The 12,822-nt window shown below is 65.3% G+C and carries 14 protein-coding genes; 13 read left to right on the top strand and 1 reads right to left on the bottom strand.

The window, feature by feature from the left end:
* The first annotated feature begins 9 nt into the window (after positions 1-9).
* The 12 genes from EDF69_RS16770 (at position 10) to EDF69_RS16715 (ending at position 10,814) form a co-directional block, all read left to right on the top strand.
* The gene (locus tag EDF69_RS16770; RefSeq protein ID WP_165890050.1) at positions 10-1,734 is read left to right on the top strand and encodes a strawberry notch C-terminal domain-containing protein; all 1,725 of its coding nucleotides are present in this window, start codon (positions 10-12) and stop codon (positions 1,732-1,734) included.
* 164 nt (positions 1,735-1,898) lie between these two features.
* Entirely contained in the window at positions 1,899-3,947 is a 2,049-nt protein-coding gene (locus tag EDF69_RS16765; protein ID WP_037447387.1) for a ParB/RepB/Spo0J family partition protein, read from the top strand.
* A 125-nt stretch (positions 3,948-4,072) separates the two neighbouring features.
* Positions 4,073-5,011, top strand: coding sequence for an ArdC family protein (locus EDF69_RS16760; RefSeq protein WP_062126480.1), 939 nt, complete (start codon positions 4,073-4,075; stop codon positions 5,009-5,011).
* Between the two features lie 15 nt (positions 5,012-5,026).
* Positions 5,027-5,518, top strand: coding sequence for a hypothetical protein (locus EDF69_RS16755; protein WP_016510938.1), 492 nt, complete (start codon positions 5,027-5,029; stop codon positions 5,516-5,518).
* A 40-nt stretch (positions 5,519-5,558) separates the two neighbouring features.
* Positions 5,559-5,873, top strand: coding sequence for a DUF7673 family protein (locus EDF69_RS16750; protein WP_010408907.1), 315 nt, complete (start codon positions 5,559-5,561; stop codon positions 5,871-5,873).
* 84 nt (positions 5,874-5,957) lie between these two features.
* A complete protein-coding gene (locus EDF69_RS16745; RefSeq protein ID WP_024310640.1) occupies positions 5,958-6,149 on the top strand; it encodes a hypothetical protein in 192 nt (63 codons plus the stop codon).
* Positions 6,150-6,200: 51 nt separating this feature from the next.
* Entirely contained in the window at positions 6,201-6,845 is a 645-nt protein-coding gene (locus tag EDF69_RS16740; RefSeq protein WP_010408914.1) for a hypothetical protein, read from the top strand.
* Positions 6,846-6,882: 37 nt separating this feature from the next.
* Positions 6,883-7,173 (top strand): hypothetical protein, encoded by a 291-nt coding sequence (locus tag EDF69_RS16735; RefSeq protein WP_024310642.1) that lies wholly within the window; start codon positions 6,883-6,885, stop codon positions 7,171-7,173.
* A 586-nt stretch (positions 7,174-7,759) separates the two neighbouring features.
* Entirely contained in the window at positions 7,760-9,637 is a 1,878-nt protein-coding gene (locus EDF69_RS16730; RefSeq protein ID WP_132884029.1) for a reverse transcriptase domain-containing protein, read from the top strand.
* Positions 9,638-9,646: 9 nt separating this feature from the next.
* A complete protein-coding gene (locus tag EDF69_RS16725; protein WP_132884030.1) occupies positions 9,647-10,057 on the top strand; it encodes a DUF6927 domain-containing protein in 411 nt (136 codons plus the stop codon).
* Complete coding sequence (locus tag EDF69_RS16720) at positions 10,054-10,299, top strand: hypothetical protein (protein WP_079247040.1); 246 nt, start codon at positions 10,054-10,056, stop codon at positions 10,297-10,299. Before EDF69_RS16725 ends, EDF69_RS16720 begins: the two co-directional genes overlap by 4 nt.
* Positions 10,296-10,814 carry a thermonuclease family protein gene (locus EDF69_RS16715; protein ID WP_037447358.1) on the top strand — a complete coding sequence of 173 codons (519 nt, stop codon included), beginning with the start codon at positions 10,296-10,298 and terminating at the stop codon, positions 10,812-10,814. The genes EDF69_RS16720 and EDF69_RS16715 overlap by 4 nt, the downstream gene beginning before the upstream one ends.
* 63 nt (positions 10,815-10,877) lie before the next feature.
* On the opposite strand, the gene EDF69_RS16710 is transcribed toward EDF69_RS16715, so the two are convergent.
* Positions 10,878-11,402 (bottom strand): hypothetical protein, encoded by a 525-nt coding sequence (locus tag EDF69_RS16710; protein ID WP_016510268.1) that lies wholly within the window; start codon positions 11,400-11,402, stop codon positions 10,878-10,880.
* 75 nt (positions 11,403-11,477) lie between these two features.
* On the opposite strand from EDF69_RS16710, the gene EDF69_RS16705 reads away from it, so the two are divergent.
* Positions 11,478-12,785, top strand: coding sequence for a hypothetical protein (locus EDF69_RS16705; protein WP_062126483.1), 1,308 nt, complete (start codon positions 11,478-11,480; stop codon positions 12,783-12,785).
* Positions 12,786-12,822: the final 37 nt, after the last annotated feature.

Here is a 12,822-nt window from a genome sequence, read left to right as displayed (position 1 = left end):
GTCCAGCAGATGACCTTCTTCCGCGATGACACCGGCGAGGTGCGCTCGCGACCGCTGTTCGACGAGAGCGGCCACCCGGTCACCAACCCCGAAGCCGAAGCCGAGCGCGACAATCTGGTCGAGCAGCTTTGCGCGCTGCCGCCGATCGCGGCCGTGCTCGATGCCATCATCACCCGGTTCGGCACCGAGATGGTCGCCGAGGTGACGGGGCGCACCAAGCGCCTCATCACGGTGAGCGGGGGAGGGCAGAAGCTCGAATCGCGCTCGGCCCGCGCCACGCAGGCCGATTCCGCCGCCTTCATGGAAGGCACCAAGCGCATCCTGGTCTTCTCCGACGCCGGCGGGACCGGGCGGTCTTATCATGCCAGCCTCGATGCGAAGAACCAGCAGCAACGCGCGCATCTGCTCCTGGAGCCGGGCTGGAGGGCCGATCGCGCGATCCAGGGCCTGGGACGTACCCACCGCACGCATCAGGCCTGCTCGCCCCTGTTCCGGCCCGTCACGACCGACTGCAAGGGCGAACTCAGGTTCACCTCGACCATCGCGCGGCGTCTAGACAGCCTCGGCGCTCTGACGCGCGGCCAGCGCCAGACCGGGGGGCAGAATCTGTTCGACCCGGCCGATAATCTCGAAAGCGACTACGCCAAGGCGGCGCTCATCAGCTGGTATCACCTGCTCGTCGCGGGGAAGCTGACCAGCACCAACCTCACCGATTTCCAGCATCGCACCGGCCTGGAACTGCTCGATACCGACGGCGTGTTGAAGGAGGATCTCCCGCCCATCCAGCGCTGGCTCAACCGGTTGCTGGCGCTGCCGATCGGGCTCCAGAACTGCATCTTTGACGAATTCCTGGCGCTGGTCGAGGCACGGGTCGCGGCCGCGCGCGAGGCGGGGACACTCGATGTCGGCGTCGAGACGATGACGGTCGAGACCGCGACCGTGCTCGACGATACGATCCTGCGCACCGACCCGGTCAGCAAGGCGACCTCGCACCTGCTGACGATCGAGGTGACCCGGCGCCGCAACCCCATGTCGCTCGAGCGCGTGCTGCGCATCGCCGATACCGACCAGACCGCCGTGTTCGTGCGCAACGGCAAGTCGGGCAAGGTCGCGCTGCGCACCAACGCGCGCTCCTGGCTGACCGAGGACGGGGTGGCGGTGTCGCGCATCGAACTGATACGTCCGACCCGGCACGAATATCTCGCACTCGACGATCTCTACGAGACGGCCTGGGAGGAATGCAGCCGCGCACGGTTCGAGGCGGAATGGTCGGCCGAGGTCGACGAGATCCGCGGCAAGCTCGACGTCGAGACGATCCGGCTCGCGACCGGCCTTCTGCTGCCGATCTGGTCGGCGCTGCCGAGCGACCATCTCGTGGTCAACCGCGTGGTCGATGCCGAGGGTCGCTCCTGGCTCGGGCGCATGGTGTTCCCGGGCGACGTGCCGGCGCTGTTCTCGAAGATGGGCCTCGACAGCAACGACGTGCTCAGCCCGGCCGAGGTCGCGCGCGCCGCGATGGAGGGCGGGACGGTCACGATCCGGCGACCGTTCGTGTGCGAGGTGAAGCGCGTACGCGTCAACGCCAAGCCGCGCATCGAGATCAGCGGCGCACCGGCCGACCAGCTCGCGTGGCTCAAGTCGATCGGCTGCTTCACAGAGATCATCGCCTACAAGACGCGCGTCTTCATCCCCGTCGAGACGGCCGATGCGGTTCTCGCAAAGCTGATGGCCTGACCGGCACGATAACAGCCAGCTAGCAGCAAGGTAGCCGCTTGTCGGCGAGCCCCAGTCGCCCTCCCGCCCAAGCGGGAAACGAGAGGGGAGAAGGAGCGGGGAGGGTGTCCGGGTCGGGGGAAACACCCGTGCACCGGACACTTTCCCGCTCATGGAGACGATAGATGACCCAGACCGTCAAACTCGCGAAGCTGAAGCGTTCCGAGAAGAACGTGCGCACCACCCCGCCCAAGAATATCGAGGCGATGGCCGCCAGCATCCGCGCTCGCGGCATCATGCAGAACCTGCTGGTGACCGCCGCCCGCCCGAAGGGCATGTTCGAGATAATCGCCGGCGATCGCCGCTATCTCGGTGCGATGATGCTGGCCGAAGCCGGCGAGATCGTTGCCGCCGACTATGACGTGCCGGTCAAGATCATCACCGGCGACGAGGCGGACCTGCGCGAGGTGTCGCTGACCGAGAATTTCCAGCGCGAGCAGATGACCGTCGCCGAGGAATGCGTCGCGTTCCAGCACTTCCTCAAGACCGACGGTGACGTCGACGCGGTCGCCAAACGGTTTGGCCAGACCCGCCGCTTCATCGAGGGACGGCTGCGCCTCGCCGATCTTGCCGAACCGATCTTCGAAGCCTTGGCCGCGGGCAAGATCTCCTACGAGATGGCCAAGGCCTACGGCTCGACGGCCGACAAGGCCAAGCAGGAGCGCGTGTTCGAGCAGTATGGTCACTCGTCCTACGTCAACGCCGACCAGATCCGTCGCGCGATCGCCAACGACACGATGAAGGCGACGGATCCGATCGCGATCCTGGTCGGTGCCGATGCCTATGTCGCCGCGGGCGGCCGCATCGAGCGCGAACTGTTCAGCGAGGACGGTGACCGCTGGACCGACCCGGAACTCGCGCAGACGCTCGCTGCCTCGCTGATGGAGGCCGAGGCCAAGCGGCTCGGCGAGGAACTGGGCGTCGCATGGGTGCGCCCCGTCGCCACGACCAGCCTCTACGGCATCACGTCCGACCTCCACCGCGTGACGCTGCCGGCAGCGCCGCTGACGGACGAGGAACAGACGCGCTGCGACAAGATCGAGGAGCGCGTGCAGGTCATCGAGAGCGATATGGAGGACGAGGGTATCGATGACGACACCTATGCCGCGCTCGATGCGGAATCGGATCGGCTGCGCGAGGAATATCAGGCGATCCACGACAAGGCGCCCGAGCTGACCGACGAGGTCAAGGGCCAGGTCGGCGTCTTCCTGACGCTCGGCCGCGACGGCAAGATGACGCTCGACACGACCTATTACAGCGAAACGCCGATCCGCCTGCCCGGGGACGATCGGCCGCTGCCGTCGTCGCCGTCGTCGCGTCGCACCGCCGACCTGCCGCCCGAGGCGGTCGCTCCTGGCGGCAAGCCGCTCAGCGCGCGGCTCCATGACGAACTGGCGGTCCAGCGCCGCGACATCCTCGCCGCCTCGATCCTCGGCGATCCGGGGCTCGCGCTCGACTATATGCTGTTCTGCCTCGCCGACCCCAGCCACGGCTACGGCCGCTACGGGACGACGGTTCGGGCAGGGCGTCCGCAGGACCCGCAGATGCCCAAGGATCAGCCCGCCACGCAGGCGCAGGTCGCGATCGCCGAAGCCCGCGAGGGTCTCGACACGTCGTGGACGGAAGGGTCGAACCCGGTCGAGCGGTTCGAGGCGTTCCGCGCGCTCAGCGACGACGCCAAGGCGGCCTGGCTCGCGGTCGTGGTGGCGACCTCGCTCGAGGCCAAGCCCGATTACAGCTCGGTCACCACCAACCCGCTCCATGCGCGGCTCGCCTCGATCCTCGAGATCGAACCCGCCAAATGGTGGCGCCCTACCTCGGCGAACTTCTTCGACCGCGTGTCGAAGGGTACGCTGCTGGCGCTGCTCACCAACGTCGGGGGCGCGCCGCTCGCGGCCCGCTACATGGCCTCGAAGAAGGGCGAGATCTCGACCAGCTGCGAGAAGCTGTTCGCCGGCGAAGCGATCACCGAGGCGGAGACCAAGGACGCGGCGCTGGCCTGGGTGCCCGACGCGATGCGGTTCGATCTCGTGTCGGTCGCCGGTGCCGACGAGGCAATCGACGACGAGCCCGGCGATGAGGGCTTCGACGACGACGACTACGGCGACACCGATGATCTCGGTGCCGACGATGCCGGGATCGACAGCGACGAGGCGCTGATCGCGGCCGAATAGCCCCCCGATACCCCCGGCCCGTTCGTCTCCCGGGCACACCTTGGCGGCTGTCCCTCACCGGGGCGGCCGCCTTCTTTTTACCCGCGGACCGTCACGCGTGGCCCGCGCATCGAGGGAGCTTTCCCATGACCTTTCACCGCAAATCGACTGCGCCACGCCGCGATGTCGCGGCCGAGATCACCAACCTCATAATCGCCAAGCTTGAAGCCGGCGTCCTGCCCTGGTCGCGCCCCTGGGGACTGACCGGGGCAGGGGGGCGACCGCTGCGGCATTGCGGCACGCCCTACACCGGCATCAACGCGCTCTATCTCTGGGCGATCGGCGACGCCCAGGGGTTCTCTGGCCGCAACTGGATGACCTACCGACAGGCGACCGAGTTGGGCGGACAGGTACGGCGCGGCGAGCATGGCGCGCACAGCGTCTATTATTCGACCTTCTCGAAAACCGAGGCGGACCGCGTCACCGGCGAGGCGGCGACGAAGAATATCCGGTTCCTGCGCTCGTACACGGTGTTCAACGTCGATCAGATCGACGGTCTCCCGGCGTATTATTATCCGGTGCCCGCACCGCCCGAACCGCGCATCGAGAGCCGGCACCGCGCCGCGATCGATGCCTTCTTCGGAGGCCTGCCGGCGACCGTGCGGCATGGCGGCGATCAGGCATTCTATTCGCCGATCGGCGACTATATCCAGCTACCGCAGCGCGGCGCGTTTCGCTCGGACGATCATTACGCCAGCACGCTCGCGCACGAATATGTCCATTATTCGGGCGCGCCGCAGCGCCTCAACCGCGAGTTCGGCAAGAAGTTCGGCGACAACGCCTATGCGTTCGAGGAGCTGGTCGCCTGCATCGGCCAGTGTCTGGTGTGCGCCGACCTCAATCTGCCCGGCGAGCTGCACGACAACCACGCCAGCTACGTCGATCATTGGCTGAAGATCCTGAAGGGCGATTCAAGCGCGATCATCAAGGCCGCGGCGAAAGCCGAGCAGGCGGTGACCTGGCTCCATAACGCCGCCGCGGGTGGCGCGCCCGGGATCGACCAACCCGAAGCCCTCGCAGCATGACCTGGAGATCGCACCATGCACATCGAATTGCGCAAGCTGAAGGTGGTCGACGCTTTGTCCGAGGAAACGACCTGCTACTCGGCCGAGATCTGGATCGATGGGCAGCGCGCCTTCCTCGCCTCGAACCGCGGTCATGGCGCCGCGGACGATTACCATGCCGTCGGCAGCGTCACCGAACAGGCGGTCGATGCCTGGCTCGCCGCCAACCGGCCCGTCTCGCGGCTCGGCGACAGCGTCATGCCGCACTGCCTCGAATTCGAGGTGGCGGCGCTCATCACCCGGATCGAGGAGGCGAAGCGGCTGCGCCGGCAATGCCGGACGAAGCTGGTGACGATCGAGGGCGACCAGGTGTTCTGCTATCGGCTCAAGGGCAGGACACCCGCCATCGTGTTCGCCGGCGTGCAACGCCTCACCCCGTCGGCGCGCATGGTCAACGGCGATGACGCCGCGCTCGACGAGGCGGTCGCCGTGATGATCGCCCAGGCCGGGAAGCACGCCCCATCCTGATCGCATGACAGCTTCCACCCGATAGGACAGGATACGCACCATGCAACCGCAACGCCGCCCCCTCATCCGCGCACTCGCCTTCGACGAGGTCGGCGCCGCGATCGGCCGCCTCGTGGATGTCGCCTCGTCCGATACCGGGCAGGCCGCGCGCGTCGCGGACTTCCTGCTGGCGTGGTGGAATGGTGACGACAACGGCCACTTCCCCATCCTCCACCTCAGCAACTGCGACGCGATCATTTCCGAGGACATGCTAATTGTCATGGCCTGGCTCGCGCAGGAGCCTGCGATCTATCCCGATGCGTGGGGCTATCGTGACGCAATGGTCGACCTTGTCGGCCGATGGAGGCTGCGATGAGCGCACGGCCGTTACAACCATTATGGGCCTGCTTTCGTTTGCCCCGAACGCAATCATGGCGGCAGACCGTAGTGGGAGACTGGCATGAGCGATAATATACGGCTCGCGCTAATGCGGCAGGCGCTCGCGCTTTATGACGCGACCGACGACGGAGCGACCGTTGCCGCCTGTCATCTGCAGGCCGCGGTCGATGCGGAGCAGGGTCTGCGGCCTATGCAACCGGGCGAGGACATCGATCCTGAAATACCGGAGCAATTACGTAACTGGTTATCGTGAAGGGGAGGGGGAGCGAATTTCTGAGCGCGTGAGGCGCTCGGGAGATCGCTCATGCCCTACGATGTCGCCTTCCGCCACCAGCAGGCGCTCGACCCGAGCGCGCTGGTCACGATTGGAGCAAGCCTTCACGCCATCACCCGCGCGATCGACGACTGCCGCAACGCCGGCATCGCCTTCGAGACCGATCCCGCGGTCATCCTGCTCGCCCGCCATCTCGCAAGCGTCACCGCGCGGCAGTCCGAAGACGCGCTCCTCAAGCGGCGCTGCATGGACCGTATCGCCGAGCTGCGACAGCACCCGGCGCTGCTGACGCTCGCGGTGCGCGGCGTCGCGCACGATGCGGCCGCCAAGGATCGCTTCCACAGCGACGGACGCAAGGCGCTGCGCCGGCTCGCCGAAACGCTGGGGCTCGACCCCGCGCACTACGACCTTCGCTCGAACCGCAGCCACGCCTCCCGGTCCGGCGAGATCACCCTCCACGGCGAGGAGCTGTGGATGCAGCTATCGCTCCACGGCACCATGGCCGACCGCGAGGTCATCTACCGCCGCGTCAGCGGTCGTCACGATCACCTCGGGGAGCGCGACTGCTACGCCTCGATCCGCGACCTGCTCGCGCCCGAGCGGTTCGCCGTGCGGCTGCGCAAGGAATTGCGGCTCACACCGCCGGTCGCCGAGCCGGTCAGCCTGTTCGGCTGATCGATCACCCGTCCACACACGCGAAAGGACCGCCATCATGGGCTGGCTAAGCATGCCGCTGTCGTCGATGTTCCCGCACACAGGCCCCAAAGCCTATCTCGACGCGCAATTCACCTACGACAACCGCGATGCCGACGGGAAGGGCAAGGCGCTGCGCGTCATCGCCTCTTCCTGCCTGCGCAACAAGGTCTGGTACGCGGCCGTGGTGCCGTCGACCGACGGCACCGACGAACCCGCCTTCGCGGCCGTCTGCCTGGTCAGCTGGAATCCGCGGGCCAAGGACGGATTCGTGTTCGCCTACAAGGATAGTGCGCCGTTGTGGCGCTGAAAGGAGTATCAGCAATGATGAGGTAAGTTGAGGAAGCCTCTGCCCGCCAAGCTAACCTCGGGTCTAAAAGATCTGAAATCCGGAAACGGACGGGGGACAATAGCATGCTTGGAGCAAGGCCGAACGCGTCCCAGTCGTAAAGGGGCGATGCCGGTCAGGGCAAGACGCGCATGGTGAAGGCTACACTGCTTAAATCCCAGTCTGCAGCGTTTTATATAGCGGAAATTGGCGAAAGCGACTGATACGCCATTCCGGACGATGGCAAGGGTCTCATGTCTTGGCCCTTTGCTCCTCAGCCCGTCCGGCGCGCCTCTCGTCGAGGGGTTCAGTGGATGAACGGGACACCTAACCGCGTCGTATCTCCAATCAGTGTAACTACGGGATGCCCTAAACAGGCGGCTTTGGCCGACCTGCATGGGTACGGAGCCGCAATAGTATTCAAATGCCCGGGGTAATGCCCGGGACAGCTCCTCCACGGGGGAGACGGTGCATCCGCATAAGGAACGGGCGACCGGGCCGAAAACGGGGACCATCGGGAGAAGGGCGGCAGTTGCGACACTTCAATCGGCAATCATGGGGTGTGCTGATGCTACCTGAAACTGTGATGGCCCGGTTGGAGGCCATTCCGACGCTGGCAGCGTCGGGCAAACGGGTGAATGGGCTTCACCGTCTGATGGGGTCTCGGCTTCTTTGGGAGCAGGGACTGAGTAAGGTCGCCTCCAATCGGGGGGCGATGACGCCGGGCGTCGATGGCGAGACCTTCGCGGACTTCGGTCCCGAGGACCTCGCTCCGTTGATCGCCAGCGTCACAACCGGAGCCTACAAGCCGAAACCAGTGCGTCGGGTGTTCATCCCGAAAAGCAAGGGAAAGCGGCGTCCGCTGGGGATACCCACGCGCGACGACCGTCTCGTCCAGGAAGTGGTACGTCAGCTTCTCGAAAGGATCTATGAGCCGGTGTTTTCGAACGCCTCGCACGGATTCCGACCGGGGAAATCGTGTCACACGGCACTTGAACATGTTAAAGCCGTCTGGACGGGCGTGAAGTGGCTTGTTGACGTGGATGTCACTGGGTTCTTCGATAACATCGACCATGACGTCCTGCTCAGGCTGTTGCGGAAACGGATCGACGACGAGAAGTTCGTTGGCCTGATTGGCGACATGCTGAAGGCAGGGGTAATGGAGGGGCGGACGCACAATCCGACCTACAGCGGCACTCCACAGGGCGGGATCGTCTCCCCGATCTTGGCGAACATCTATCTGCACGAGCTCGATGAGTTCGTCGCAGAACGGATTGCCGCCTTTGAGAAGGGAAAGGCCCGCGCCACGAACCCGGAGTATGGGCGACTGGCAGCGCGCATCGCGAAACAGCGAAAGCGGCTCAAAAGTCATCAGGCACGCGGCAACGCTGACGAGGCAACGATGGCGGCCATATTGGCCAAGATCGACGTTTTGTCCAAACAGATGCGTACCCTACCGTCGCGAGACGGCATGGACGCCGGGTATCGCCGACTTCGCTACTGCCGTTATGCCGATGATTTTCTCTTCGGGGTGATCGGCAGCAAGGAAGATGCGCGACAGGTCTTCGCCGAGGTTGAGGGTTTCCTGACCAACGCATTGGCCCTTAGCGTGTCCGAGGAGAAGAGCGGTATCCGCAAGGCGAGCGATGGCACCGCCTTTCTCGGTTACGAGGTGCGAACCTACACGGGTCGCCAGTGGACAGTGCGGAGCCGGCGTGGCTCACAGCACTTCACCCGCCGGCCTCCTTCGGAGGTGATGCAACTCAACGTGCCGTGGGAGAAGGTGTTCGAGTTCGCCTCCAAGAAGGGCTACGGGGATATGGCTGTCTTGAAGGCCCGTCACCGGAACACCCTTCTTAGCTGTAGCGATGCCGAGATCGTCCTTGCCTACAACGCCGAACTGCGGGGGTTCGCGAACTATTACGCCTTGGCACGGGACGTGAAATTCAAGCTTAACCGGCTTGAGTTCATCCAGCGCTGGAGCATGTTCAAGACCTTGGCGAGCAAGCACAAAAGTAGCGTGCGTGTTGTCGCCGCCCGTATGAGGTCGGGGCAGGAATATAGCGTCGGCTACGTCGCTGACGGCCAGCCCCGGTCGGTCAGAGTCTGGAAGCTGATGGATCTGAAGCGTGAATGGATTGACCCGGTCAAGGTGGATACCCCACCTTGGACGCAAATCTATTCGCATTCACGAACCGACTGGGTCGATCGCCAGAATGCCAAGCAATGCGAGGCATGCGGGCGGACGGACCGGCCGTGTCACGTCCATCATGTCGAAGGGCTCGCCGATGTTAAGCACTGTGGTTTAGCCACGATGATGAAGGCCGCACGGGCGCGTAAGACGAAAGTCCTGTGCGATCTGTGTCACGCCGACATCCATCGAGGCCAATTGCCCGATAGCCGAAACATGAATGGTGTTATCGCAGCGGAGAGCCGCATGCAGTGAAAGCTGCACGTGCGGTTCGGCGGGGGGATCAGGGCTGACTCTCTGAGCAGCACCAATCCTACCCGACTGACCGAACACGCCGGGCCTTGCGAGGCCGAATGCCCCGAGCGCATCCTCTCGCTGCTCGGCGATACCGACGATCCCGGTGCGCTCGACTGGCGCCGACGCTGCCTCGAGCGGCTCGCGACCCCGGTACGCCCGCTCGAACACGGCATGCACATCCGCTTGCCGAGCAAGGTCACCTTCGTTGACGGCTATGAGGGAGACGAGTTCATCGTCCACAAGCGCGGCCGCAAGATCTCGCTCGCGATCCCCGGCAACAGCTACCCGAAATATCGGATCGGTAACCTTCGCAAATGGGCGTGGACACTCGTGCCGCCCAAGCCCGAAACTCGCGTCCACAAGACGGTGTTCGGTTGATCGCCGACATCCCCCACGTCAGGATCATCGCCATGTCCGCCCCGTATCCGCCCGTCACACCCAGCCCGAAGCGGTCGCAGCTCTGCAGCCGAGCCCATGCCCAGCGCGTCGCCATGCGGATGTTCGATGCCGGCGCACGCCAGGTCTCGATCGTGCGCACCGGCGATCCGCTGCAACCCTTCCGCGTCCTCCCGGTCATCGTCGACGGGCCGAACGTCGAAGTCGAATTGCGCTACGCATGAGGGGCGCCCTGCTCCTCGGCATCGCCGCGCTCGCCGCCTGCGGGGCAGGGGAACCCCAAGGCCGCGACGGGGCGACGATCACCGGCGAGGGGCGGGCGATCGACGGCGACACGGTCTCGGTCGATTTCCGCCTGTCGGGGGCCGACGCCTTCGAGCGCAAGCAGATGTGCTCGAAGGACGGTGCCTGCTATCCGTGCGGCAAGTTCGCGCAGGATTCCGCCTCGCGTATCCTCAAGAGCAGTGTCGCCACGATCCGCATGACCGGCGCGAGCAGCTACGGCCGTCCGATCGCCATCGTCACGGTCGACGGCTACGACCTGGGCGAGCAACTGATCCTGCAGGGTCTGGCGGTGCCGGCGACGCAATATCTGCGCGGCGATCCGCAGCGCGCCGCGCGCTATGTCGCTGCGGCCGAACAGGCGCGATCAGCGGGCCGCGGCGCCTATGCGGGAGAATTCATCGATCCGGCGCGCTGGCGGCGCGGGGAACGGCTCGCGTGCGAGGCGCGTTACTGATATCCCCCCCTGGAAGAGGCGGTCCGGCATGCTCCCTTGCCGAACCGCCTTTTCTTTTTGTCGTCAGCCCTTGAGCTTCGGACCGGGGCCACGATCGTCGGAATCGTAATCGGGTCCCGGGTCATGCGACCAGGACGCGCCGATCGCGAACGCGGGGTCGAAGCGGCCCAACGGACCATCCGGCTCGGCCGCGACATACGGATTGACCAGCGGCTTCACCGGCAGCTTGTTGCGATAGATGTGCCCGGCGATGCGACCGCGCGCCTCCAGCAGCTTCTCCAGCCAGACGAGATCGTCGAGCATGGTCACGACGCCCTTGCCGGCGACGCAATAATAGAGGCACCGCTGGAAATCGTCGCACGCGGTGCTGAGGATCGTGGTCAGCTTGACCTTGCCCTCGTTCTCGCCCTCGTGGATCCATTCGAGCGATTCCCGCAACTCGCGCGCCGAGAGATACGCATCCTCCGGATTGCTGCCGATGCACGCCCCCGCGAGCATGCGCCGGGTAACGCGAATATCCAGATCGACCGACAATTCGGTGAGCACCGCATCGAGGTCGAACTCTCCGATAAATTCCGAACGCTTCATGGCCAGCTCCTTTGTTCATTGAACGTAACGTGAACAAAGGCGACAAGGCAAGCATTATGGAGTAGCTTCACCACCATGTGGCTCGTCCCACGCGATACCCGGGGTCTTACCCTGCGCTCGCCCGTACCCGACGTGGTGCGCGAGGCGCTGGTGCGCTGGTACACAGGCGAAGGCGAGGACAGCGATCACCGCGCCTCGGTCATCATGGTGGTCAAGGCACGCGATCATCACCAGTGGATAGCCTGCGACTGCCTGGGGGAGGGGACGGACCCGCCGCTACTCTCGCCGGCCTATCTCTCCGAAGCCGAAACCTATTACCTGCGCCGGCTCACCAGCATCCGCCAGCGTCGCCCCGAACATGACGTCGACTGCCCGTTCTTCCGGGAGCAGGCGCCGCCCCGCATCCGCGAGAAGGCGACCACCACCCCGCGCACGATCAACGAGCCCGACGGGCTGTTCTCGGCGCACCGGCTCGCCCCCGAGAAGCTGGCGCAGCTCCCTGATGACAGCGAACCCGACGATCGCACCCGCGGCGTCGCGATCCCGCGCCTCGCGCGCCTGCTGTGGCAGTTGATGGAAATGGCGCAGGTCAACGTCGTCGAACCACTCGAGGTCGGCGAGCCGCGCACGACATCGATGGCGAGCGAGTTCGCGGCGATGCGCGCCGCGGCCGAGCGGGTCCAGATCGCACCGGGCATCCCGCTCGCGCGCCATCTCTACACCCATATCGACCCCTATGAACGCGGCGTCGTGTTCGCGAAACTGCGCGAGGCGGCGAAGAAATGGCCGAGCGAGCACGCCCCGCAGGCCTTCCTCCTCCTGTATGCGATCGACGTCTCCGGCTCGACCATCACGCTTGCCGAAGGGCGCGAGCTGATCGTCAAGAACCGCATCCGCCACATCGGCGTCCACCAGCGCCACATCGGACCGCCGTATCTGGTCCTGGCCGTCGTCGGCGAGCACAACCCGCGCGAGGGCTATGCGTGCCTGCGCGCCTATGCGCAGCCGATCGCGCGCCCCGCCAATTTCGTCGCGATCCACAATCTCGCCGAACGCAAGACGATCGTCGGCCTGCTCGATCTCCAGTACCGGCTTCGCCGGCGCGGCATCGGCGTCGGGTTCAAGCGGCTCCTGTTCGATATCGCGACGTCGATCGGCGAGATGCGTCCAGACCTCCTTCTCGACCTGCGTGATTTCACCACCGGCGAGGTGATCGAGGCGGCGCTCGAGGTCGTCACCGGCGACGACGCCGATGCGCTCGGGCTGAAGCTGCGCCAGGTCGAGAAACTTCGCGAGATCGCCCCCGTCGTGACGATCCATGCCGAGGATCTCGAAGGCGACAGTCTCGAAACCGCCGTGCTTGACCAGCTGCACATCGGATGACGTCGTTGGCAGGAATTTAATCCAGGGCCACCATTCT

It is taken from the genome of Sphingomonas sp. JUb134, assembly GCF_004341505.2.
Classification (GTDB): domain Bacteria; phylum Pseudomonadota; class Alphaproteobacteria; order Sphingomonadales; family Sphingomonadaceae; genus Sphingomonas.
This window is presented reverse-complemented; position numbering and strand designations above follow the sequence as displayed.